The 23,850-nt window shown below is 59.5% G+C and carries 24 protein-coding genes and 1 tRNA gene; 8 read left to right on the forward strand and 17 right to left on the reverse strand.

Going from position 1 to position 23,850, the window contains the following annotated elements:
* Nucleotides 1–3 precede the first annotated feature (3 nt).
* Nucleotides 4–330, reverse strand: a complete 327-nt coding sequence (gene clpS / locus QP884_RS03560) for an ATP-dependent Clp protease adapter ClpS (protein WP_005323948.1) — start codon at nucleotides 328–330, stop codon at nucleotides 4–6.
* A 122-nt stretch (nucleotides 331–452) separates the two neighbouring features.
* Here clpS and QP884_RS03565 point away from each other — a divergent pair, with 122 nt between their 5' ends.
* Both QP884_RS03565 and QP884_RS03570 read left to right on the forward strand, forming a co-directional pair.
* Nucleotides 453–1,781: a nicotinate phosphoribosyltransferase gene (locus QP884_RS03565; RefSeq protein WP_284820739.1), complete on the forward strand. Its 1,329-nt coding sequence runs from the start codon at nucleotides 453–455 to the stop codon at nucleotides 1,779–1,781.
* A gap of 18 nt (nucleotides 1,782–1,799) precedes the next feature.
* Nucleotides 1,800–3,779 carry an ATP-dependent DNA helicase gene (locus QP884_RS03570; RefSeq protein ID WP_284820740.1) on the forward strand — a complete coding sequence of 660 codons (1,980 nt, stop codon included), beginning with the start codon at nucleotides 1,800–1,802 and terminating at the stop codon, nucleotides 3,777–3,779.
* On the opposite strand, the gene QP884_RS03575 is transcribed toward QP884_RS03570, so the two are convergent.
* The 4 genes from QP884_RS03575 to nrdF form a co-directional block, all read right to left on the reverse strand.
* A complete protein-coding gene (locus tag QP884_RS03575; RefSeq protein ID WP_284820741.1) occupies nucleotides 3,745–4,476 on the reverse strand; it encodes an aminoacyl-tRNA hydrolase in 732 nt (243 codons plus the stop codon). The two genes, QP884_RS03570 and QP884_RS03575, sit on opposite strands and share 35 nt — an antisense overlap.
* Complete coding sequence (gene serB, locus QP884_RS03580) at nucleotides 4,469–5,659, reverse strand: phosphoserine phosphatase SerB (RefSeq protein WP_284820743.1); 1,191 nt, start codon at nucleotides 5,657–5,659, stop codon at nucleotides 4,469–4,471. Before serB ends, QP884_RS03575 begins: the two co-directional genes overlap by 8 nt.
* A 103-nt stretch (nucleotides 5,660–5,762) precedes the next feature.
* Nucleotides 5,763–7,457 (reverse strand): aa3-type cytochrome oxidase subunit I, encoded by a 1,695-nt coding sequence (gene ctaD / locus QP884_RS03585; RefSeq protein ID WP_179386926.1) that lies wholly within the window; start codon nucleotides 7,455–7,457, stop codon nucleotides 5,763–5,765.
* Between the two features lie 342 nt (nucleotides 7,458–7,799).
* A complete protein-coding gene (gene nrdF / locus QP884_RS03590; protein ID WP_005323941.1) occupies nucleotides 7,800–8,789 on the reverse strand; it encodes a class 1b ribonucleoside-diphosphate reductase subunit beta in 990 nt (329 codons plus the stop codon).
* A 146-nt stretch (nucleotides 8,790–8,935) separates the two neighbouring features.
* Between nrdF and QP884_RS03595 the strand changes: the two genes are divergently transcribed.
* On the forward strand, nucleotides 8,936–9,631 hold the full coding sequence (locus QP884_RS03595) for a FadR/GntR family transcriptional regulator (RefSeq protein WP_284820744.1): 696 nt from the start codon (nucleotides 8,936–8,938) through the stop codon (nucleotides 9,629–9,631).
* A 55-nt stretch (nucleotides 9,632–9,686) separates the two neighbouring features.
* On the opposite strand, the gene nrdE is transcribed toward QP884_RS03595, so the two are convergent.
* From nrdE to QP884_RS03625, 6 genes are all read right to left on the reverse strand, one after another.
* Nucleotides 9,687–11,849, reverse strand: a complete 2,163-nt coding sequence (gene nrdE, locus QP884_RS03600; protein WP_284820745.1) for a class 1b ribonucleoside-diphosphate reductase subunit alpha — start codon at nucleotides 11,847–11,849, stop codon at nucleotides 9,687–9,689.
* 55 nt (nucleotides 11,850–11,904) lie between these two features.
* A complete protein-coding gene (gene nrdI, locus QP884_RS03605; protein ID WP_005327333.1) occupies nucleotides 11,905–12,336 on the reverse strand; it encodes a class Ib ribonucleoside-diphosphate reductase assembly flavoprotein NrdI in 432 nt (143 codons plus the stop codon).
* Nucleotides 12,337–12,359: 23 nt separating this feature from the next.
* Entirely contained in the window at nucleotides 12,360–12,599 is a 240-nt protein-coding gene (gene nrdH / locus QP884_RS03610; protein WP_284820747.1) for a glutaredoxin-like protein NrdH, read from the reverse strand.
* A 305-nt stretch (nucleotides 12,600–12,904) separates the two neighbouring features.
* A complete protein-coding gene (locus tag QP884_RS03615) occupies nucleotides 12,905–13,810 on the reverse strand; it encodes an alpha/beta fold hydrolase (protein ID WP_284820749.1) in 906 nt (301 codons plus the stop codon).
* 165 nt (nucleotides 13,811–13,975) lie between these two features.
* The gene (ykgO, locus tag QP884_RS03620) at nucleotides 13,976–14,098 is read right to left on the reverse strand and encodes a type B 50S ribosomal protein L36 (protein WP_003847162.1); all 123 of its coding nucleotides are present in this window, start codon (nucleotides 14,096–14,098) and stop codon (nucleotides 13,976–13,978) included.
* Nucleotides 14,099–14,218: 120 nt separating this feature from the next.
* Nucleotides 14,219–15,574, reverse strand: coding sequence for a sugar porter family MFS transporter (locus tag QP884_RS03625; RefSeq protein WP_284820750.1), 1,356 nt, complete (start codon nucleotides 15,572–15,574; stop codon nucleotides 14,219–14,221).
* Between the two features lie 27 nt (nucleotides 15,575–15,601).
* Between QP884_RS03625 and nadE the strand changes: the two genes are divergently transcribed.
* Nucleotides 15,602–16,423, forward strand: a complete 822-nt coding sequence (gene nadE / locus QP884_RS03630; RefSeq protein WP_284820751.1) for an ammonia-dependent NAD(+) synthetase — start codon at nucleotides 15,602–15,604, stop codon at nucleotides 16,421–16,423.
* On the opposite strand, the gene QP884_RS03635 is transcribed toward nadE, so the two are convergent.
* Complete coding sequence (locus QP884_RS03635) at nucleotides 16,420–17,145, reverse strand: fructosamine kinase family protein (protein WP_284820752.1); 726 nt, start codon at nucleotides 17,143–17,145, stop codon at nucleotides 16,420–16,422. The genes nadE and QP884_RS03635 overlap by 4 nt on opposite strands.
* A 30-nt stretch (nucleotides 17,146–17,175) precedes the next feature.
* Nucleotides 17,176–17,550 carry a DUF805 domain-containing protein gene (locus QP884_RS03640; RefSeq protein ID WP_284820754.1) on the reverse strand — a complete coding sequence of 125 codons (375 nt, stop codon included), beginning with the start codon at nucleotides 17,548–17,550 and terminating at the stop codon, nucleotides 17,176–17,178.
* An 80-nt stretch (nucleotides 17,551–17,630) separates the two neighbouring features.
* Between QP884_RS03640 and QP884_RS03645 the strand changes: the two genes are divergently transcribed.
* Nucleotides 17,631–18,539 carry an NAD(P)/FAD-dependent oxidoreductase gene (locus QP884_RS03645; RefSeq protein ID WP_284820755.1) on the forward strand — a complete coding sequence of 303 codons (909 nt, stop codon included), beginning with the start codon at nucleotides 17,631–17,633 and terminating at the stop codon, nucleotides 18,537–18,539.
* Between the two features lie 52 nt (nucleotides 18,540–18,591).
* Here QP884_RS03645 and QP884_RS03650 read toward each other — a convergent pair.
* From QP884_RS03650 to pgm, 4 genes are all read right to left on the reverse strand, one after another.
* A tRNA-Ala gene (locus QP884_RS03650) sits at nucleotides 18,592–18,664 on the reverse strand.
* 76 nt (nucleotides 18,665–18,740) lie between these two features.
* Complete coding sequence (locus QP884_RS03655; RefSeq protein ID WP_284820757.1) at nucleotides 18,741–19,472, reverse strand: DsbA family protein; 732 nt, start codon at nucleotides 19,470–19,472, stop codon at nucleotides 18,741–18,743.
* A 54-nt stretch (nucleotides 19,473–19,526) separates the two neighbouring features.
* Complete coding sequence (locus tag QP884_RS03660) at nucleotides 19,527–19,991, reverse strand: MauE/DoxX family redox-associated membrane protein (RefSeq protein WP_284820759.1); 465 nt, start codon at nucleotides 19,989–19,991, stop codon at nucleotides 19,527–19,529.
* 16 nt (nucleotides 19,992–20,007) lie between these two features.
* On the reverse strand, nucleotides 20,008–21,624 hold the full coding sequence (gene pgm / locus QP884_RS03665; RefSeq protein WP_284820778.1) for a phosphoglucomutase (alpha-D-glucose-1,6-bisphosphate-dependent): 1,617 nt from the start codon (nucleotides 21,622–21,624) through the stop codon (nucleotides 20,008–20,010).
* Between the two features lie 134 nt (nucleotides 21,625–21,758).
* Here pgm and QP884_RS03670 point away from each other — a divergent pair, with 134 nt between their 5' ends.
* From QP884_RS03670 to QP884_RS03680, 3 genes are read left to right on the forward strand one after another with little or no spacing between them, the layout of a single operon-like run.
* Entirely contained in the window at nucleotides 21,759–23,180 is a 1,422-nt protein-coding gene (locus QP884_RS03670; protein ID WP_284820761.1) for an alanine/glycine:cation symporter family protein, read from the forward strand.
* A gap of 10 nt (nucleotides 23,181–23,190) precedes the next feature.
* A complete protein-coding gene (locus QP884_RS03675) occupies nucleotides 23,191–23,493 on the forward strand; it encodes a fluoride efflux transporter family protein (protein ID WP_284820762.1) in 303 nt (100 codons plus the stop codon).
* On the forward strand, nucleotides 23,490–23,849 hold the full coding sequence (locus QP884_RS03680) for a fluoride efflux transporter FluC (RefSeq protein ID WP_284820764.1): 360 nt from the start codon (nucleotides 23,490–23,492) through the stop codon (nucleotides 23,847–23,849). Before QP884_RS03675 ends, QP884_RS03680 begins: the two co-directional genes overlap by 4 nt.
* Nucleotide 23,850 lies beyond the last annotated feature (1 nt).

Genomic DNA, 23,850 nt, shown 5'->3' on the forward strand with positions numbered 1-23,850 from the left:
TATTTAACCTGCCTGCTGCATCGTTGCCCACAGACCAGCGATCTGGAGCTTTTTCACGTCCGCTTCAATCTTGTCGCGCTCGCCGCTGGACACGGCGGCCTTACCCTCGGTGTGGACCTGCATCATGAGTTCATTGGCCCGCTTCTTGTCATAGCCCAACACTGTTTGGAATACATAGGACACGTAGCTCATCAAGTTGACGGGGTCATCCCACACGATGCACATCCACGGCAGGTTCTCGCTCGTGGCTACGTCTACGTCGAGTTCTTCATCCAATTCGGGCGTAGCCATCGGAGAGCTCATCCGGACTACAGGAAATTGCGCCTTCATGCCCTCTAGCCTAACCATATTTGGGAATCTATTGTGGGCCCGCGCAATCTGGCTTCGCACATTCCGGCGCCAAAGAATCTAAACCCCTGAAAACCACCTAGTCAGTGGGTATTATCACTCCCGTGAATGACAAAGCTATCCCTAATGATCGCTCTACTGCACTGCTCACGGATAAATATGAGCTAACGATGCTCCAGGCCGCGCTGCGCGATGGCTCGGCAAACCGCCAGGTCACCTGCGAGGTATTCAGCCGCCGCCTGCCCAATGAGCGCCGATATGGCGTCGTTGCCGGCACCGAACGCGTCCTGCGCGCAGTGGAGGATTTCCGCTTCTCGGCCAATCAGTTAGCGGAGATGGACTTCCTGGATGAGCAGACTAAGGAGTACCTGCGCCACTACCGCTTTTCCGGGCAGATTGACGGTTACCGCGAGGGTGAGCTTTATTTCCCCAACTCCCCCATCCTGACGGTGCGCGGCACCTTTGGGGAATGCTTGGTTCTTGAGACCGTCATCTTGTCCATCATGAACGCCGATTCCGCGGTGGCTTCGGCCGCCTCCCGCATGGTCACGGCAGCCGACGGCCGCCCCATTATCGAGATGGGCTCGCGCCGCACCCACGAGTATGCGGCGGTAACCTCCGCCCGCGCGGCCTACCTGGCCGGCTTCAATGCCACCTCCAACTTGGAGGCGGGCTACCGCTACGGCATTCCGGTCTCCGGCACTGCCGCCCACTCCTGGACCTTGGCGCATACCAACCCGGATGGTACCCCGAACGAAGAGGCTGCCTTCCGCTCCCAGATCGACACCCTTGGCGTAGACACCACGCTGTTGGTCGATACCTATGACATCACCAAGGGCGTCGAGACCGCAGTGAAGGTAGGTGGACCGAAGCTCGGCGGCGTTCGCATCGATTCCGGTGACCTGGGTGCGGTTACCCGCCGCGTGCGCAAGCAGCTGGATGATTTGGGCAATCACAACACCAATATCGTGGTATCTTCCGACCTCGACGAGTTCGCCATCGCCGGCCTGCGCGGCGATCCGGTAGACGTCTACGGCGTCGGCACGTCCGTAGTAACCGGCTCCGGTGCGCCCACCGCGGGCATGGTCTACAAGGTCGTAGAGGTAGACGGCATCCCGGTGGCAAAGCGCTCTTCCTCCAAGCAATCCGTCGGTGGTGCCAAGCGGGCTCTGCGCACCTACCGTTCCTCGGGTGTGGCGGTAGAAGAGATCGTCTACCCCTTCGACGCACCAGCGCCGGATACCGGCCAGCTCGATACTCGCGAGATGACCATTCCCCTCATGCGCGATGGCCACATCGTCGACGGGCTGCCTGATCTGCATGCCTCGCGCGAGTATTTGGATCAGGCCCGCAAGACCCTGCCATGGGAAGGCCTGGCGCTCTCCCGCGATGAAGCGGCCGTGCCCACGCGGATGGTGGGCTTTAAAAAGTAGGCCGCTAGACTGTGTGGGGTGAGTGAGCACGCAGATGAGCCCCTAAACCTCGACACGGAAACGCTGCTGGGAAAGGCCGTCGACGCGCTGGGCGGCAGCCGGCGCGAAGGCCAGGTGCGCATGGCCACGGCCGTCTCGGCCGCGCTCGACAAGGAGCGCCACCTGGCAGTGCAGGCCGGTACCGGTACCGGTAAATCCCTGGCCTACTTGGTCCCGGCTATCCGGCATGCGATGAACTCGGGGTCCACCGTCATCGTCTCCACCGCGACCCTAGCCTTGCAGCGCCAGCTGGTGGAGCGCGATCTGCCGCGGCTTACTAAGGCCCTCGCCCCTGTGATGGAGCGTACGCCCACCTTCGCCATAATGAAGGGCCGCAATAACTACCTGTGCATGAATAAGATTGCGGCTACCCCGGATGATCCGGAAGCTCTTATCGACGAATCCGAGATATCCCACCGTGGCAAGGCCGTGCGCCGTATCCACGAGTGGGCGCAGGAAACCGACACCGGTGACCGCGATGATCTAGAGCCGGGCGTGCCGGACTTGGTGTGGCGGGCAGTATCGGTAACCTCCAACGAGTGCTTGGGCGCGTCGCGCTGCCCGCACGGACCGGATTGCTTTGCAGAAGAGGCCCGCAGGGCGGCTGCCGACGTCGATATCGTGGTCACCAACCACGCCATGCTCGCCATCGACGCGGTTTCTGAGGCAAATATCTTGCCGGAGCACGACGTCGCCATTATCGATGAGGCCCACGAGCTCGACGGCCGCATCACCTCCGTATCTACCGCGGAGATTACTACCCGCGCCATCAAGATGGCCGCCAACCGCGCGAAGTCGCTGGGTAATGCCGGCAGCCTCTCGGACTTGGCCGAGGAATTTGATGACCTGATGAAAATCCAAGAGCCAGGCCGGTGGACGGACTTGGATGAAACCTCACAGGGGCACCTGCGCGCGCTTGCCGACGAATTCCTGCGCGTTAAGTCCCTCATTTCTCGCGCACCAGAAGGCGAAGCCACCGACGATCCGGAGAAAAACGCCGAGCGCCAAAACTTGAGCAACCACCTTTCCGACCTCGCGCAGGCCGTGGCGCGCATGCTGGAGGTTTTCGCCACCGATGACCCGGCCAAGCAGGACGACGTCGTCTGGCTCGAGCGCGATCCGCGCAGCGACGCCGAGACCCTCGCCGTGGCACCCCTTTCCATCGCCCACATGCTGCGCGAAAACCTCTTTGGGGAGCAGACGGTGGTGCTGACCTCGGCCACCCTCGCCCTCGGCGGCCGCTTCGATGCCATGGCCGCGCAGTGGGGCATGCCGAGCGGCACCTACGACACCTTGGATGCGGGCACGCCTTTCGACCCAGCCAAATCCGGCATCCTGTACACCGCCAAACACCTACCCACGCCGGGCCGCGATGGCCTGCCCAAAGAAACCATCGATGAGATCTACGAGCTCATTATGGCCGCCGGCGGGCGCACGCTTGGTCTGTTTTCCTCCCGCCGCGCGGCGGAAGAGGCGGCCACCGCCCTCAAGCCGCGCATCCCCTTTGACCTCTTCGTGCAAGGCGAGGATTCCATCGGCGCACTGGTAGAGAAATTCTCCCAGAAGGAAAACTCCTGCCTCTTCGGCACGCTTACCCTGTGGCAAGGCGTGGACGTGCCGGGGCCGGCGTGCTCGCTGGTCATCATCGACCGCATCCCGTTCCCCCGCCCGGATGATCCCCTGATGCAGGCGCGCGCCCAAGCGGCCGATGCTGCGGGCCGCTCCGGATTCATGGAGGTCTCCGCCAACCACGCCGCCTTGCTCATGGCACAGGGCGCAGGCCGCCTGCTGCGCCACGTGACCGACCGCGGCGTGGTGGCCGTGCTCGATAACCGCTTAGAATATAAGCGCTACGGCAGCTTCCTCAAGGCCTCCATGCCACGCTTTTGGCAGACCACCGACGCGGATACGGTGTGCGGCGCGCTTAAGCGATTGGTCGCCGCAGGGCGCACACGGTAGCCGAGTCCGGCGCAATCTCCGTGAACCCGGCGTCCACGATGACCACGGCGCCATCCTGCGCGCAGGCCGTGCGAAAATCTTCGCCGGACACCTCGCGCACCGAAAGCTCAAAACCCGTGTCGGCCCAGGCACGAGCCTCCTCCACCGACATCGCCGCGGCGAGCATCATCGAACCGTGGCCCACCTGCGCTGCGGCCTTGCCGGCAGACATGTCGAGGCTGCGGTCGACGTAGATGACGGGGGCGTCGCCAAGCGGGGCTCCCGGCTCATCATAGGCAAGGTCAGTGTGACCGATCTGCAGCTTGCCGATGAGCGGATCCACCTCCCCCACGGCCGAAGGCGCGAAGGCCCGGGCACGGTCCGCCACAGTCACGCCCGGCAGGCTCTGCACATCGCGCCAGGCCTTATTGCGCGCCCGGCGGGCGATTTTGCGGATGCGGTGGCCATACCACTGTCCCAGGGCGTGGGCGAAGGCCCCGTCCTCCCCCGCGCGCTCGTCCAAGCACACGGCCACAACGGCGCTGGCGGCCGCCTCCAGCACTTCCGTGCGCGCCGGCGGCTCCTGCTTTGGCAGGTTAAGCGCAATCTGCATCGCTTGGATAGTGGCCGGCTCGTCAGGGTTTTCTGGGTCATCGCGCCACGAACGCGAATCACAGGCTTCTACCAAGCGCTGGTGGGCGATTACAAACTTATCCACGAATAACCTCCTCGGCCGGAATTCCCAAAATCTGTAGTACCTCATCCAGCCGCCGGTGTTTTACCGAGGTATCCGCCACTTCTTGCAGCGCCGGCTTAGCGTTAAAGGCGATGCCCAGCTCCGCAGCGGTAATCATATCGATGTCATTGGCGCCGTCGCCCACGGCGACCGTCTGGCGCATGCTCACGCCGGAATCCGCGGCGAACTCCCGCAGGAATTCCTCCTTGGCCTTGCGGTCAACCACCTTGCCGGTGACGCGGCCGGTGAGCTTGCCATCGGCGATCTCCAAGGTATTGGCGCGGACGTAGTCTAAGTGCATTTCTGCGGCTAGGCCCTCTAGAACTTGGATGAACCCACCGGAGACCACAGCGGTGCGATAACCGATGTGTTTGAGCGTGGCAATGGTCTCGCGGGCACCGGGGGTCAGCTGAATCTCGCGGGCTACCTCATCAATGATGGAAGCATCCAGGCCGGCCAGAACGGCCACGCGCTCGCGCAGGGACTCCTCAAAATCCAACTCGCCGCGCATAGCCCGGGCCGTGATGGCGGCAACCTCTTCCTCTTTGCCGGCGTGCGCGGCTAGCATCTCGATGACCTCGCCTTGGATGAGGGTGCTATCGCAGTCGAAGCAGACGAGGCGTTTGGAGCGTCGGCCCAGACCCGCAGGTTCAATGGCAATGTCGATGCCAATCTGCTGTGCGAGCTCTGCCAGCGCCTGGCGCACAGGTGCCGCGGAACCATCGAGGGACAAGAACAGCTCCAGCCCAGTCAGCGGAGAGGTGGAAAGCCCGCGGATACGATCGATATTGGCATCGAAGTTAGCCAATACGCGGGCGACCTCCTCTACGTGGTGGGCGGTTACTTCCGTTCCCATGAGGACCACCGCATGCGTGGAGCGAGCTCGCGCGCTAGATTCCTCCTCCCGCACGTCCACGGATACCTGTTGCCCGTAGATGCTCAAGGTATTGCGCAAACCTTGTTCAATCTGCTCGGCGCGCGTACGGGGAATGCGGGTATGGGCAGCAAGGGTGATGCGGCCGGAAAAGATGGCCTGTTCGACGTCGACAAGCGCGGCGCTATAAGACGCCAACACGCGGAAGAAGGCCGCCGAGACCCCAGGCTTGTCCGGCCCAGTGGTGGTAATGACGGCATAGGTATCAGCTTGGGTACTCACGCCGCCCATTATCGCACGTGCGGCAAATAAGATACGCCAAAGCCGCCTCCCACGGCCCTTGGCGGGCTGGGAGGCGGCTTAAGTCAGGAGTGCTTTAGCGAGTTATATCGCTTTAGTGGCTACCCACGTGTGCTTCTTCGCGCATGCGCTGAACCATGTGCGGGTAGTGCAGCTCGAAGGCCGGACGCTCGGAGCGGATACGCGGCAGCGACACGAAGTTGTGGCGCGGCGGCGGGCAGGAGGTTGCCCACTCGAGGGAGTTGCCGTAGCCCCATGGGTCATCCACGGTGACAATCTCGCCGTAGCGCCAGGACTTGAATACGTTCCACACCAGCGGGATAACGGAAGCGCCGAGGACGAAGGAGAAGATGGTGGAAATCTGGTTGAAGACCGTGAAGCCATCGGACTCCAGGTAGTCAGCGTAACGACGCGGCATACCCATGTTGCCGACCCAGTGCTGGACCAGGAAGGTGCCGTGGAAGCCGATGAAGGTCAGCCAGAAGTGAATCTTGCCCAGGCGCTCGTCCAGCATGCGGCCGGTCATCTTCGGGAACCAGAAGTACAGGCCGGCGAAGGCGGAGAACACAACCGTACCGAACAGGGTGTAGTGGAAGTGTGCAATCAAGAAGTAGGACTCAGCCAGGTGGAAGTCCAGCGCCGGGGATGCCAGCATAACGCCGGTCATACCGCCGAAGAGGAAGGTTGCCATGAAGCCCATGGCGAAGATCATCGGGGTATCCCAGGTGATGTGGCCCTTCCACATGGTGCCGACCCAGTTGAAGAACTTAACGCCGGTTGGAACCGCAATCAGGAACGTCATGAAGGAGAAGAACGGCAGCAGGATAGCGCCGGTGACGAACATGTGGTGTGCCCACACAGCCATGGACAGGGAGCCGATGGCCAGCAGTGCGAAGACCAGGCCGATGTAGCCGAAGACCGGCTTGCGGGAGAAGACCGGAACGACCTCAGATACAACGCCGAAGAACGGCAGCGCGAGGACGTAGACCTCCGGGTGGCCGAAGAACCAGAACAGGTGCTGCCACAGGATGCCGCCACCATTAGCGGAATCGTAGATGTGGCCGCCCAGCTTGCGGTCATACAGAACACCCAGTGCCGCAGCGGTCAGCAGCGGGAAGATCATCAGCACGATGGCGGATGCGGTAAACACAGCCCAGCTGAAGACCGGCAGACGGAACATGGTCATGCCCGGTGCGCGCAGGGTCAGGATGGTCGTAATCATGTTGACAGCGGAGGCAATAGTACCGACACCGGTAGCGCCCACGCCGACGATCCACATATCGGCGCCGATGCCCGGGGTGTGGACACCATCAGCCAGCGGCATGTACATGGTCCAGCCGAAGTCAGCCGCACCACCTGGGGTAACGAAGCCCAGCAGCATCACGGTGCCGCCCAGCAGGGTAACCCAGAAGCCGAAGGCGTTCAGACGCGGGAAGGCCACGTCCGGCGCACCAATCTGCAGCGGCAGGATGTAGTTACCAAAGCCCCACACAACTGGGGTCGCAAACAGCAGCAGCATCACGGTGCCGTGCATAGTGAACAGCTGGTTGAACTGCTCATTGGACAAGAACTGGAGACCCGGGGTGAACAGCTCCGCGCGGATCAACAGTGCCATAAAGCCACCGAGGAAGAAGAAGCTGAAGGACATGATCAAGTACATGATGCCCAGCTGCTTGTGGTCGGTGGTGGTTAGAAATACCCAAGCCTTTGAACCGGTCTTCGCGTTACCGGTTGGCTCTGGACGTGTGGGGGCGACGTAATCGTCGACCCGTGGCGCCACAGCGGTCATAAAATCCTCCTGAATAACAAAGTGTCTGTGGACAGACTCCACCTACACCTAGGTTTACTCGCCTTATATTAGGCCATTTTCCCCTGTTCTTTCCAGCTTCCCCCAATACTCGGATGCGAAGACACGCCTCACCATTGACCACATCTGCCACATTGCCCCTGCACGTGGCGCGGCCACTATTTCCACCTACGGTTTTCGCCAGAAATACACCGTGCTATATGTCACAGCCGCGCCGAATTGTGCGGCCCCAAAACGCAAAAACACACCCCCGCTCGTTATCAACCTTTCGGTTGAGTTCGAGCAGAAGGTGTGCCGCTAGACCACGCTGATCAGCGGGAATGCTTAGAAGTCCCAGTCATCATCCGTGGTGTCCTCGGCCTTGCCGATGACATAGGAAGAACCAGAACCAGAGAAGAAGTCATGGTTCTCGTCTGCGTTCGGCGACAGGGAGGACAAGATAGCCGGGGAAACGCGGGTCTCATCGGCTGGGAAGAGCCCCTCGAAGCCCAAGTTATTCAGTGCCTTATTGGCGTTATAGCGCAGGAAGCGCTTTACGTCCTCGGTCCAGCCCAGGTCATCGTAGAGATCCTCGGTGTAGTCGATCTCATTGTCATAGAGGTCATAGACCAAGTCGAAGGTGTATTCCTTCAGCTCTGCCTGATGCTCTTCATCCAGCTGCTTATACGCCTGCTGGAACTTATAACCAATGTAGTAGCCATGCACAGCCTCATCGCGGATGATCAGGCGGATGATATCGGCGGTGTTGGTGAGCTTCGCGCGGGAGGAGAAGTACATCGGCAGGTAGAAGCCGGAGTAGAACAGGAAGGACTCCAGCAGCGTGGAGGCCACCTTCTTCTTCAGCGGATCATCGCCCTTGTAGTAGGACAAGATGATCTTGGCCTTCTTCTGCAGGTTCTCGTTTTCTTCGGACCAGCGGAAGGCATCGTTGATCATCGGCGTGGACGCCAGGGTCATAAAGATATTGGAATAGGACTTGGCGTGCACGGACTCCATGAAGGCGATATTGGTGTAAACCGCTTCCTCATGCAGGGTCTGGGAATCCGGAAGGAGGGAAATCGCACCCACTGTGCCCTGGATGGTATCCAGCAGCGTCAGGCCGGTAAAGACCCGCATGGTGGTTTCTTTTTCCTTCTCCGTCAGCGTCTTCCAGCTGGGAAGGTCATTGGAGACGGGGACCTTTTCCGGCAGCCAGAAATTACCGGTGAGGCGATCCCATACCTCGAGGTCCTTTTCATCCGGGATGCTATTCCAGTTAATGGCCTTAACTGGCTTTTCATGACTAGAAACGTAGTCATCGTACTCGTGCGACACGCGGCGTCACTCCAATACATAATACGGACACTTTTAGCTCCCCAGCATACCCAATTCGCCCGCCCTCTAAATCATTGTGGTGGATGCCTCATGCCTATACTGATCCCAGCTATACCGAGTGCCCGCACAGAGAGGATTCACCCACGATGAGCGCCACCCCTCCCCTACTCGGCTCCGTGGTGGACCAACTCGGCGCGGATATAGTAAGCGGAGACCTCGCAGAGGGTGAGCGGTTCCGGCTGGGGGACGTCGAAAAGCGCTTTGGCATCTCCCGCACCGTAGCCCGCGAGGCCATGCGCGCCCTGGAGCATCTCGGCATGGTCAGCTCTGGGCGCCGCGTGGGCATCACGGTGCTGCCGATGGAAAAGTGGGCGGTATATGACCCAGCGATCATTGGCTGGCGCCTAAACAACGATAAAACGCGCGGGCAGCAAGTCGCCCGGCTCAACGAGCTGCGCCTTGGCATCGAACCGGTGGCCGCACGTCTGGCTGCAGGCAATGCCACCGCCCAGCAGCGGGCTGAATTGCTGGGCCTCGCCGCGCGCTTGGCCGAGCTGGAATCCACCCCGTCTCCGCGCGTAGGCGAAGAATTAGAAACCGATCTGCGCTTCCACACCCTCATCCTGCGGGCCTCTGGAAATGAAATGCTGGCCGCGCTCGCCCCTTCCCTAGTAGCGATGCTCAAGGGCAAGTCCGTCTTTGGGTCCCGCAAGCGCGACCCCATCGGCGGCACCACACAGCTGCACATGGACCTGGCCCGCGCCATTAATGCCGGGCTTGCCGACGCCGCCGAAGAAACCTCCCGCACCATCCTCGACCGCACCCGGGCAGAAAACGGCTAAGCGCCTCGCTGCACGTCCTTCCCCACGACGTGCAGCGAGGCGCCCTATCTGCGGTTTAGAGCATGCAGGATACGCAGCCCTCGACCTCGGTGCCCTCCAGCGCCATTTGGCGCAGGCGGATGTAGTACAAGGTCTTAATTCCCTTGCGCCACGCATAAATCTGCGCGCGATTGACATCGCGGGTAGTCGCGGTGTCCTTGAAGAAGAGCGTGAGCGATAGGCCTTGGTCCACATACTTAGTGGCTACGGCATAAGTATCAACGATCTTCTCGTAGCCAATCTCATAGGAGTCCTTGAAGTACTCCAGGTTGTCATTATCCATGTGCGGCGCCGGGTAGTAGACGCGGCCGATCTTGCCTTCCTTGCGGATCTCAATCTTGGAAGCAATCGGGTGGATGGACGAGGTGGAGTTATTGATATAGGAAATCGAGCCCGTCGGCGGCACCGCCTGCAGGTTGCGGTTATACAGGCCGTACTTGGCCACGTCCTGCTTCAAGTCCTCCCAATCCTGGGCGGACGGGGTGTGGATCGAAGAGGCGTCGAAGAGCTCCTGCACCTTCTTCGTCTTCGGCTTGAACTCTTCCGGATCGTAGCGGTCGAAGAATTCGCCGGAGGCATACTCGGACTGCGGGAACTCCGTGAAGTACTCGCCGCGCTCGCGGGCAATCTTATTGGAAGCGCGCAGCGCCGCATACAGCACGGCCGCAAAGTAGGCATTGGTGAAGTCCAAGCCCTCTTCCGAGCCATACTCGATGTGCTCGCGGCCCAAGTAACCGTGCAGGTTCATCTGGCCCAAGCCGATGGCGTGGGACTCGTCATTACCACGGCGCACGGACGGCACGGAATCGATGGAGGTCTTATCCGCCACGGCGGTCAGGCCGCGGATGGCGGTTTCCACCGTATTGGCGAAGTCCGGCGAATCCATGGTCATCGCAATATTCAGGGAACCCAAGTTACAGGAAATATCGCTGCCCAGCTCCTCATAAGTCAGGTCCGCGTTGAACTCGGAGGCGGAGTTGACCTGCAGGATTTCCGAGCACAGGTTGGACATGTTGATCCACGAGGTCTTCACCGGGTTCGCGCGGTTTACGGTGTCCTCGAACATGATGTACGGATAGCCGGACTCGAACTGCAGCTCTGCCACGGTCTGGAAGAAGTGGCGGGCGTTGATCTTCTTCTTGCGGATGCGTGGGTCTTCCACCATCTCTTCGTAGTGCTCGGTGACGGAGATGTCACCGAAGGCCTTGCCATAGACGCGCTCGACGTCATACGGCGAGAAGAGGTACATATCATCATTGCGCTTAGCCAGCTCAAAGGTGATATCCGGCACGACGATGCCCAACGAGAGGGTTTTAATGCGGATCTTCTCATCCGCGTTCTCGCGCTTGGTATCCAGGAAGTTCATAATGTCCGGGTGGTGCGCGTTGAGGTAAACCGCACCGGCACCCTGGCGGGCACCGAGCTGGTTGGCGTAGGAGAAGGAATCCTCCAGCAGCTTCATCACGGGGATGACGCCGGAAGACTGGTTCTCAATGTGCTTAATTGGTGCACCGGACTCGCGGATATTAGACAGCAGCAGGGCCACGCCGCCGCCGCGCTTGGAAAGCTGCAATGCGGAGTTGATGGAGCGGCCGATGGACTCCATATTGTCCTCGATACGCAGCAGGAAGCAGGAGACGAGCTCGCCGCGCTGGGCCTTGCCGGCGTTGAGGAAGGTCGGGGTAGCTGGCTGGAAGCGGCCGGTCATGATCTCGTCTACGAGGTGCTCGGCCAAGCCTGTATCTCCGTCTGCCAAGAACAGGGCGGTCATGGACACGCGGTCCTCAAAGCGCTCGAGGTAGCGGCGGCCATCAAAGGTCTTCAGCGTGTAGCTGGTGTAGTACTTATACGCGCCCAGGAAGGACTTGAAGCGGAACTTATAGGAATAAGCGCGCTTGAATAGCTCCTTAATAAAGGAGAAATCATACTGCTCGATGACCTGCGGGTCGTAGTACTTGTTATTAATCAGGTAATCGATTTTTTCTTCCAAATCATGGAAGTAGACCGTGTTTTGATTAACGTGCTGCAGGAAGAATTGGTTAGCGGCCTCGCGGTCTTTATCAAACTGAATCTTGCCGTTTGCATCGTAGAGATTCAGCATCGCGTTCAGAGCGTGGTAATCCAACTGCTCTTCTGGCTTTACTGGCTCGGCGACGGTCTTCCCCAATTGCGTACTCACAGCTGACAAGGCCTTTCTTAAAAAATCAGGATCTTTATTTAAGTCGTGGTGGGCGCTAGGCCGCGGCCTCGAGCCCGAGCTCGGCGGCGTTAGCCAATAAGCCTTCACGACAAATCTTTATATCGTCATCGTTTCCCAGCAACTCGAAACGATATACATAGGGCACTTTACATTTGGCGCTGATGACGTCACCAGCCTTGCCAAAGTCGGCGCCAAAGTTGCTATTGCCACCCGCGATTACCGCGCGAATGAAACTACGGTTGTGCTCATCGTTCAGGAACTTAATGACCTGCGTGGGCACGGGCCGAGAGTTCTGGTGGCTAATGGAAGCACCCCCGCCGTAGGTGGGGCACACCAAAACATAGGGTTCGTTGACCTTGAGGGGCTCGTCCGTGCGGCGCAATGGGATGCGCGCGCTAGGAAAGCCCAGTTTCTGCACGAACCGGTGCGTATTTTCCGTCGCGGAGGAAAAATACACGACCAACATCGCTACTGGCCTCCCCTACTCCCCTAAGCGGATGCGGCCAGGGAAGCCAAGCCCTTGATACGGTCAGGGCGGAAACCGGACCAGTGCTCGCCATTAGCCTCAACTACTGGGGCCTGGACGTAGCCCAGTGCCATAACGTAATCGCGGGCCTCTTCATCGACCGAGATGTCGACGAGGTCGTAATCGAGGCCGGCGCGGTCGAGGGCCTTCTTGGTGGCATTACACTGGACGCATGCTGGCTTGGTGTAAACGGTGATAGACATATAGATCCTTAAAGCTCCTGCATTGAAAACTCGTCAGAGCGGGGAGCGTTTTCCCGCCTATGCGGGCGCTTCCTGCGCCGCTCTGAGCAACATCAACGACACTATACTTTGGGGGAAATCCCCGCAACTAACACAATATGTAGTAGTTACAGCCGTGGTATTCCCAGGATGGCATACCCCCGGGCCCCACATGTTGACCACACCTACAGACAGCCATGAAACTACACCAATGGGATTCCTGCGGGTTTACCTAGAGTTCACCATTTTGTGTGTCAAAGTTCACATTTTAGGGCTGGTACGTCACCTTAAGAGCCGACTACCGAAGGCTCACCAGAGGCACAGGTCGCCGGGTCCGGCCCCTCCCCCGGGGCACGCTTCAGCCCAAAAATGACCTGACTCAACACCGTCGGGTCGGTCGGCAGCTTGTCGTGCCGAGGAGCCACACCGCAGACCTCGCCCAGGTCGAGGTTGACCACATCGGCGCCGTCGCCAAGCGCCAGCTGCGAAGAACTATTCGGAGTCACCGTCGTATCCCCCGGCGAGTAAATGGAGGTATAAAGCACGCCTGGCGCGGTATCTGGCAGCGCATTGAGCCGTTTAATAAACTCCGACCCCACTACTTGCTGAATGCCGGCCGTACTTGCCAGCAAGGCGGCGAGGCGCGGCGCGGAGGCAATGATTTTAGAGAGCGCCTCCCCCTGCCCGTTGAGCGTGGTGCCGTGGAAGTTGCCGCCCAGCGCCACCGCATGGGAGACGTGATCCGCCCCATCGTGCATCTGGGTATAGGTCTTGATATGCATGCCACCCTGGGAATGGCCCACCAAGTTCACCTTGTCCGAGCCAGTGACCTCGCGGACATAGTCCACCTGATCCGCAATTTCCGCGGCCGAATCATCCAGGTCCGCGATGGCTTTGACGCTTGGAATCATATTCTGCAAGGTGACATCATCGGCGCCGTAGTCAAAGGCCCACACGCACGCCCCCTGATCTTGCAGGAGGTGGACCAAGTTTCCCCATACGGAAGCATTATTCGAGGTGCCATGCAGCAACACAACGGGCTCAGTGATGCCCCCTGAAGGCACACAGGACGGGTCATTGATACCAAGGGACTCCGGCGCAGAGGATTCCCACTGTGGTTCTACGGCATGAGCCACTGGGGCAGACAATCCGAGGGCGACGGCAGTGAGCGCAGCAACGATTCGCCGAGACATTATTCTTCTTTCCCACGACACAAATAGACAAAATAATTATATTCATATATTTGCCTTTATGTTCACTTGGTTTTAAAAGAATTTATCCTTTGTGCCCGAGTTCACGCATGAAAAAATCCGCCCCACTCCGGGAAACCGGAGGGAGCGGATGGAATCGCGTCTCAATTAGCCCTGACGAGCCTTGAAACGGGGATCCTTCTTGTTGATCACGAAGACCTTACCGTGGCGGCGAATAACCTGGGCGCCCGGCTTCTTCTTCAGCGACCGAAGGGACTTACGGACCTTCATCGGGCGCTCCTTTCGTTATGCGCAATCTACATGCGGTTGAATAAGTAAAGCACGGACTGGGAATCCCCAGCCATGACACGAGGAAAAATGTTACCTCACACGGCCGTCAATACCAAAACACTAAGGCTTCACGGCTGCGGACTCGCGCTCGTAGCGCGACTTCATTTCCTCGCCTACCTCATCCAGGCTACGTCCCATAGTCTCTGGAACCAAAACCTTGGTGTAGCCGATGGCGATGAGGCCGAAGACTCCGAATACGATAAACGCCACCGGGCCGGTCAGCCACTCCACTAGCGGCAGGAAGTACTGCGCCACGGCCCAGTTGGTGGCCCATAGCGAGAGCCCCGCAATGCCCATGCCTAGGCCGCGCACCTGCAGTGGCACCAGCTCGGAGATGAGTAGCCAGGTAGTGGGCGACACTGCCGCCTGCTGAAAGGCGATAAACAGCGCCATGAATACCAACGAGACCATGGCCATAGCGGTGGAGTCCTGCGCGTGGGAATAGGCAAAGGAGAGGATAAACAGCGAGACCACGTTGCCGGTCAGGCCGATCAGCAACAATCGCTTTCGCCCAATGCGGTCCACGACCTTCAGCCCCACCCAGCAGGCCAGCACGGATACCGTGCCGATAACGATGGAGGTATAAACCGAGTTAGCCGTGGATATCCCCACCTGGTTCATCATGGTCGGCGCGAAGTACACGATGGCGTTGACGCCGGTAATCTGCTGCGTCAGCCCCATCAACATGGCAAGCAGCACCGTAATTTGCATCCAGCGATTGGCCTTCAGCGCCTTCCATTCGGATCCGCTGGACTTGCGCGCAGTGTCCTGCGAGGTCAGCTCGGAGATATCCATCCCGGCGCGCCCGGCAATCTCTCGGGCGCGGGGCATGCGCCCGTTGGTTGCCAGCCATACCGGCGTCTCTGGCAGAAACGCCATTCCGAGCGCCAGCGCCAGGCCCGGCACTGCGGCTAGGCCCAGCATCCACTCCCAGCTACCGGTAGAGGCCAGCGCGGAGTTGACCAGGTAGGCCATCAACTGGCCTACCACAATCGCGAGGGTATTGAGCGAGACCATGCGCCCGCGCACCTTGGCGGGCACGATCTCCGCGATGTACATGGGGGACACGATGGACACTGCACCCACGGCAAAGCCCAAAAATGTGCGCGCCGTGGCCAGCATTCCCACCGAGCCGGAAAGCGCACACCAGATGGAACCCAGCACGAAAATGATGCCGCCTGCAATCAGCGTGAAGCGACGCCCATACCTATCGGCGATGCGCCCCGCCGTCAGCGCCCCTACGGCAGCACCCACGAGCAGCATCGAGGTCACCCAGCCCTCTTGGTGGGCGCTCATGTCGAATGCGGGGCTAATAAAAAGCAAGGCACCGGACATCACGCCGGTGTCGTATCCAAATAGCAGCCCACCCAGGGCTGCTATGCCAGCTACTACCTTGACATAGAGTTCCTTATTCACAGCACAATATTGTGTCAGGCGGCTACCATGAACGTCATGTCGAATGATGCCGAAAAACTGCAGCAAACCATCATAAAAGCCCTGGGTGTGCGTCCCTTTATCGATCCAGAAGCCGAAGTGCAGCGCCGCGTGGATTTCCTGGTTGATTACCTGCGCACCACCGGCGCTAAAGGCTACGTGCTGGGTATTTCCGGCGGCCAGGATTCCACCTTGGCGGGAAAGCTCGCGCAGCTGGCGGTGGAGCGCGTCGACGGCGCGGAGTTTTGGGCTGTGCGCCTGCCCCACGGCGTGCAGGCCGATGAGGACGATGCCCAGATTGCCCTGGATTTCATCCAGCCCGATCACCGCCCCACCGTCGATATCAAGCCGGCTACCTTGGCCCTCGACGAACAGGTGGCAGATGCGCTGCAGCTTGCCGACGTCACCGATTTCAACCGTGGCAATACCAAAGCCCGCCTGCGCATGACCGCCCAATATGCCATCGCCGGTGAGGTCGGCGCGCTAGTCATCGGCACCGACCATGCGGCGGAAAACGTCACCGCCTTCTTTACCAAGTGGGGCGATGGCGCGGCGGATCTCCTCCCCTTGGCCGGCCTCAATAAGCGCCAAGGCGCCGCCCTCCTAGAGCACCTTGGTGCCCCGCGCTCTACCTGGGAGAAGGTTCCCACCGCGGACTTGGAGGACGATAAGCCCCAGCTTCCCGACGAAGAAGCCCTCGGCGTCACCTACGCCCACATCGATGACTACCTGGAGGGCAAAGCGGTTCCCGACGCCGCCCGCGAGCGCATCGAAACCTTATGGCACCGCGGTGCTCACAAACGCATCATGCCGCAAGGGCCGAATCTTTAGGCCAGTGCCTCCAAGGTTGCGGCCGCAGCGCGCTCCAGCGGCCGGTTATAGCTGGCGCCGTGCGTGAGCGCATGCACCGCCAGCGGGTGCAGTTGGTGCATGGGAATCCACTTCTCAATGTCCTTCGGCGCACCATAACCCCGGAAAATCTCTTCAAGGTACGGTGCCCCGAAAAGCGCCAACATCCCCAAATCCGTATGCGGGTGCCCTCCATGGGCGGCGGGGTCAATCATGATGCCGCCATCCGCTCCAAAAAGCAGGTTGCCCGCCCATAGATCGCCGTGGATGCGGGCCGGCGCCACATCCCAACTGCGCGCGGCGATGGCGTCGCAGGCACGCCTTACCAAATCCAGCTGCGCCGCACTAATGCCCGCCAGTTCCGCAAAGGGCAGCACGCGCTGTTCAACATAGAACTCGCCCCAATTATCCGTCGGGATGCATTGTTGCTCGATGCTGCCAATGAAGTTCTTCCCCTCCCACCCGGTAGGAGGCGCGCCAAACGCTTCGGCTCCCCCACGGTGCATGCGCGCCAGCTCCGCACCAAATGTCCGCGCCGCCTCCGGCGTAGGCATGACCTCGTCTACGCGCTCGGTAACGATTTCTAGCCCGTCGGCGCTCACGACGTTGACCACCGCGTCGGTGGCCTCCCCGAGCCACCGCAGTCCGGCAGCCTCGGCACCTGCTTGATCCGTGTCGCGTACTCGCTTTGAAAAAGTCTGCATGCCGCCCAGCCTAATCAGGCAAGGAAATTTTTAAAGCGCCGCGTACTCCCGCGTGGGCAGGGCCATCATGAAGAGCAACGCGATTCCACCGAACACGGGAATGAACCCTATCAGGCATAACAGGCCTGTCCGCCCAGAATCATGCAGCCGCCGGCACATCAAGGAAACGACTGGAATCACAAGTACCGCCTCGGCAATAGTCTCTATATCCACGCCAAAGTGCCGATCGATAGTGCCGATTGCCACAGAAATCAGCACGAGGAAACCAAAGACCCACCAAAACTCACTCATGGACGCCCGGCCACGGAAGTTGAAGTACTTTACAAAGAACCTGCCTACCGCCTGTACAGGTGAGGCCCCATAGATCGCTTCGCGTGTAAAGAACCCTGTGGATTCATCAGTCATTCTGCGCGCGAGCCCCTTCGATGTTGTCTGCATATACTCGGCTGCGCACCATGCTACCCACTTCCTATAAAGGAGGAGCAATGTACTCGGACGTCATCATCATCGGTGGCGGCTTTGCCGGCACCGCAGCCGCCATCACCTTGGCCCGCGCTAACCGAAATATTCAGTTAATCGATTCCGGGGCTCCCCGCAATCGCTTCAGTGAACATGCCCACGGCATCCTTGGCCTCGATGGCGCGGCTCCCGCCGAATTGCTTCAGCGCGGTCACGCGGAGGTGGGGAAATTCGGCGGAACCATTACCCAGGGCTCGGTGGAGAAACTCACCCGGGATTCTGAGTGCAAGCCTTGGCAGGTAAAGCTTGACAGCGGCGAGGTTCTCGCGTCCCGCCACGTTCTCGTCGCGACGGGGCTCACGGACAAGCTCCCTGCAGTCCCCGGCCTCAGCGATTTGTGGGGCACCAGAGTCTTTCACTGCCCTTACTACCATGGCTACGAAGTCACTGGGAAGAAGGTTGCACTCATCGGCGGCGCGAATCCGCCTTTTACCATCCGCATCAGCAAACTGCTGTCCAAGTGGACGAGCACACTGACCTTCTACCCCAACGGCCTTGATCTCACCGATCTTGACCGTACCCAGCTCGCCGGATTGGGCGTAAAAGTAGTCGATGCAAAGGTGACACAGGTCCAAGCAGATGTAGCGACTCCAACCGGCGTAAAGGTGCACAGTTCTGCTGGAGAAGACACCTACGAAGCGTGCTTTACTGGGCCCGATTTTCTGCCCAATGACGCACTGTTACGAGATGCCGGCTGCGAATCAGCCAACGGGTGGGTCAGCGTAGAGCGTGGCCAGACCTCGATACCGCGCCTGTGGGCGGCCGGCAATGTGGTCAGCTCGCCGGACCAGGTCTCGCAAGCGATGGGCAGCGGTGCGGCCGTCGGCATCGCCATCGATCAGCGCATGCTCGATGAGGATCTAGCGGAGCTCTAGCCCACCGCAACAAGGAAAAGGAGAGGAACTAATGTTCCTCTCCTTTATATTGTGGAGCTAACGGGATTCGAACCCGTGACCCCCACACTGCCAGTGTGGTGCGCTACCAGCTGCGCCATAGCCCCTCAAACGAGGTGCAACCCTGTGGGCTGCAACTCGCTTAAATATACATGGAGGGTATTTAACTCTCCAAATCGCCTGCTACTTAGTGACGATCTCTACCCAATCACCCAGGTTCTTGCCGGCCTTTTGATCCTTTTCGGATGGAACATCCTTACCATCCTTGATGATGCGCGGCGAAGATACGGTTCCGGTTTCCTTATCCAGCTTGTCGTAGTTGGTCTTCGCCACCTTATTGCCCTGCTTGATGTCCACGTTCTTTATGGACTCAACGACATCATCTTCCGCACCAAGTTCCTTGGCTTGGTCAGCGATGTCTCCGGTCTCCCACTTATTAGCAACACTTTGTTGATTTTGCATGAGGAAGTCACGCAAATTCCAGTAGGTTTTGACGTCGCCGGACTTTGCCAACTCCGACATAGCAGCAACAGCCTTCGTAGAATACCCTTCTTGGGTTTCAATCTCCCTACCGTCCAGGAAGTTTAAGGTACGAATGTGTACAACAAGCTTTCCGTCCTCGATAGCCTGCTTCATTTTGCCATCGGTGGCCTGCGCCAATTCAGCGCAATGTGGACAGGAGTAATCTTCGTACAGATCTACCTCAGGGGTATCGTCCGTAGCATTCTCGCCCTTCAGCGTGATAGCACCATCGGTGTACTCCATGGTCATATTGACGTCTTCGATGCCATCATCAGATTGCTTACCGTTCCACACGATATAGCCAATAACAACGGCAATGATGACGAGAAGTACACCGACTCCCCAAATAAATCCGTTGCCACCCTTGGCGTTCGGGTCAGTTACTTTGCTCATTTGAACCTTGCCTTTGAAAATTCTCGGACCAATACAGCCTACCTTGCCCACCTATTAGGGGTGAAGGGCAAACTTGGTGAAAGGGCGTTTAATAGTCCAAACAGTGAAGAATAGATACGCGACATCGCGCAACAGCGTCTTCGCATAATCCATTCCGCGGTCAGGATTTTGGGCGTCAAAGCCAAAGCAGCCGCAGTCAATATCCAGTCCACGGGCCCAAGCTTGTGCGATGCCCACCATAAAGAGCAGCAACACGACGGTGGCCACGATGGAGGACTTTCGCAAAAACAGCCCGAGCAGCAAGAGCACGCCACCAATAACCTCCAGTGGGCCAATGACCGTTGCGAGGTAAAGAGCCCAATCAGGCGTAAAAATGTCATAGCCCTTAATGGCCTGGGTCATGTCTAGGGTTTTGCCAAGCTTATGCACGCCGGCGTCAATCCACACCCAAGCCATAAAAAAGCGGGCGATGAAGCTGATGACATCGAGCACCAGCTTCCCATTAATCTTGCTACTCACGAGGATGAGTGTAGCGTTAAACCCCTAATACATGGGAAACAACTGCCTGTGCTTCTGCTTGCACCTGCTTGAGATGTTCCTCACCCAAGAAAGATTCGGCATAGATTTTGTACTTATCTTCAGTGCCGGAAGGACGGGCGGCGAACCAGGCATTTTCCGTCGCTACCTTCAGGCCGCCAATCGCCGCACCGTTGCCGGGTGCCTCCGTCAGCTTGGCCACAATGTCCTCGCCCGCCAGCTCAGTAGCGGTGACCTTGTCCGGAGACAACTTCTTGAGGATGGCCTTCTGCTCGCGGTTCGCGGGGGCGTCGGTGCGGGCATAGGCTGGGGCGCCAAATTTCTCCGCCAGTTCTACGTAGCGCTGGGACGGAGTCTTTCCGGTGACGGCGGTGATCTCCGCGGCGAGCAGATCCATAATGATGCCGTCCTTATCGGTGGACCACACGGAGCCATCGAAGCGCAGGAAAGACGCCCCGGCAGACTCCTCGCCACCGAAACCAATGGTGCCTTCGAGCAACCCCGGTACAAACCACTTAAAGCCGACGGGCACCTCCACCAACTCGCGGTCCAGACTTTCCACCACACGGTCGATCATGGAGGAGGACACCAGGGTCTTGCCCACACCGGCACTCCCCCACTGCGGACGGTGACTAAAGAGGTACTCGATAGCCACGGCGAGGTAGTGATTGGGGTTCATGAGTCCGGCATCGGGAGTGACAATGCCATGGCGGTCCGCATCGGCGTCGTTGCCCGTGGCAAGGTCGAACTTTGAGCGGGCGTCGATAAGCGAGGCCATAGCATCAGGCGAGGAACAATCCATGCGGATCTTTCCGTCCGTATCCAAGGTCATAAAGCGGAAAGTGGAATCCACCTCCGGATTCACCACGGTCATGTTGAGCTCGTAGTGGTCAGCGATGGCCTGCCAATAATCCACGGAGGCGCCACCCATGGGATCAGCGCCGATGCGCAGGCCGGAGTCTTTAATGGCCTGCATATCCACCACATTCTCAAGGTCAGCCACGTAGTTGTGCACGTAGTCGTGCTTCACGCAGCGCTCGTCCAGCACGCCCGCGACAGACGTCCGCTTCACGCCTTCCAGCCCGGCGCGCAGGTACTCGTTCGCGCGGCCCGCAATCCAATCGGTGGCCTGAGCATCGGCCGGTCCACCGGTAGGCGGGTTGTACTTGAAACCGCCATCGCGGGGAGGATTATGGGACGGGGTAATCACGATGCCATCGGTGCCTGGGTGGGTCAGGATGGCATGGGAGACCGCTGGGGTCGGCGTGTAGCGGCCGCGCTCGTCGACGCGAACCTCCACCCCATTGGCCAGCAGCACCTCAAGGGCGGAAACCATGGCGGGCTCGGACAACGCGTGGGTATCGCGGCCGATGAAAATCGCCCCAGCAACGCCTTGTTCCGCGCGGTAATCCACAATGGCTTGGGTAATCGCTAGGATATGCCCCTCATTAAAGGCTCGATCCAGCGCGGAGCCGCGGTGGCCTGAGGTACCGAAGGACACCTGCTGATCCGGGTTATCGGCGTCCGGGGTACGGGTGTAGTAGGCGGTGACCAATTCTGCGATATCAATAAGATCCGTGGGCTGTGCCAGCGTGCCGGCGCGCTCATGGGCCATGGCGTGCTCCTTGGGGTTGAGATGGGATGCCATTACAGCTTGCCTGCTCTCTCGTGGTTGCGCAGGACGAATATTCCCCCGGCTGGGGGTATGGGGAAATTTACTCCATTTCTATAGTTCGCTAGATTTACAGAATGGACTCGCTTAATTCCATCCTCTCCGCCATCAGCACCGTGGTGTGGGGACCATTCATCCTCATTCCCCTCCTGCTGGGCACCGGCCTGTGGCTGACCATTCGTTTGGGCGGACTACAATTCCGAGCGCTGGGCCGCGCGACGCGTCACGTCTTTGCCACAGACTCTGACGAACAGTCCACCGAGGGTGATATTTCCAATTATCAGGCGCTGACCACCGCCCTTGCCGCCACCGTGGGAGTGGGAAACATCGTGGGCGTGGCCACCGCGCTGTCCATCGGCGGCCCTGGCGCACTGGTATGGATCTGGATTACCGGCCTTGTGGGCATGGCGTCCAAGTACACCGAGGCCTACCTGGGCGTGCGTTTTCGCACCACGGATTCCAAGGGCGAGATGTCCGGCGGGCCGCAGCAATACCTGAAGCGTGGCATCCCCGGACCACTCGGATCGGTACTCGCAGTATTCTTTGCCATCTTTGCAATTTGCGCCTCCTTTGGCATCGGCAACCTAGCCCAAGCCAATGCTGTGGCCACCAATATGGAATCAACCTTCGGTATCGCCCCAGCGGCCACCGGTGCAATCCTCTTCGTCTTGGTGGGATCCGTACTCCTCGGCGGAATCCACGCCATCGGGCGCATTACCGCCGCCTTCGTACCGTTGATGATCATCGTCTACGTCCTGGGCGGGCTCTATGTAATCTTCTCGCATGCCGCGGAGATTCCCGCCGCCTTTGCGATGATCTTCAGCGATGCCTTCACCGGCACCGCCGCCGGCGGTGGATTCGTAGGCTCCACCATCATGATGGCCATTCAATACGGTGTTGCCCGAGGCATCTTCTCCAATGAGTCCGGCATGGGCTCCGCCGCCATCGCCGCCGCGGCTGCCAAGACCCCGCACCCGGCGCGCCAGGGGTTGGTATCGATGACGCAGACCTTCATTGACACCATCATCGTGGTAACCATCACTGGCTTAGTCATTGTGGTGGGCGGTACCTGGGATATGGGCCGCGACGAGGCTGGAATCATGACGGCCGAGGCCTTTTCTCGCGTACTTCCTGGCGACTGGGGCGGCACTATCGTTTCGCTCTCCATTATTTTCTTCGCCTTTTCCACCATCATGGCCTGGGCATATTACGGCGAGCGTTCCTTGGAGTCCCTCTGCGGCCGAAAGGCCTCTATCCCCTACCGCATGTTTTTCGCCTGCCTGCTCTTTGTCGGCTCCGTCTCGGAGCTCGAACTCGCTTGGACCTTCTCCGACCTAGCCAATGGCCTCATCGCCATCCCGAACCTCATTGGCCTGCTCCTGCTCTCCGGCCTCGTGGCCCGCGAAACCAAGGCGTACTTAGCCTTTGACCCCAAGCTCAATAAGCCAGTGAATGAGGTGCGCGCGTTCGTAGAGTCCCAGGGGATGAACTGGAAGTAACATAGGCCGCATGCCTCAATTCCTCGTCGTGGGTGCTGGCGCTGCGCTCGGCGCGGTGGCCAGGTACCTCCTCTCCGCCGCGCTCGGCGGCGGCATGCTCCCTCTGCTCGTCATCAATATCCTCGGCAGTGCGCTCATGGGCTACTTTCGCCCCGGCCCCTTCTGGGGCACCGGCGTGCTCGGCGGTTTCACCAGCTTCGCCACCTTCGCGTTCCTAACCTCCGAGGCGCATTGGACCGTGGCCCTGGCCTATGTTTTGGCCACCATCGTTGGCTGCGTGGGCGGCTACCTGGCGGGTGACAAGCTGCGATGAATCTTCTGTGCGTCCTTCTCGGCGGCTTCATCGGCGGCAGCCTGCGCTATGGCTTTACCCGGCTTGTCCCCGCCCCCTACTGCACTTTCGTGGCGAATATTTTGGGCTCCCTAGCCCTTGGCCTGGCCTATGGTTTCGCCCAGCTTGCCGACGCCCCCCTTATCCACCCCTTCCTCGCCCTCGGCCTCGCCGGCGGCCTATCCACCTGGTCTACATTGGCAAAGGAACTGGGTGAGATGATCAAACGCAAACAGTGGTGGCGACTGTGCAAGTACCTCTTTTGGACCATTGGCCTCGGCATCGTTCTAGCCTGGCGCGGCACCATCTGGGCGGCCCGCATTTATCACGGCATTTAAG

Origin of the sequence: Corynebacterium tuberculostearicum (genome assembly GCF_030229345.1) — a bacterium.
Lineage (GTDB): Bacteria > Actinomycetota > Actinomycetes > Mycobacteriales > Mycobacteriaceae > Corynebacterium > Corynebacterium tuberculostearicum_G.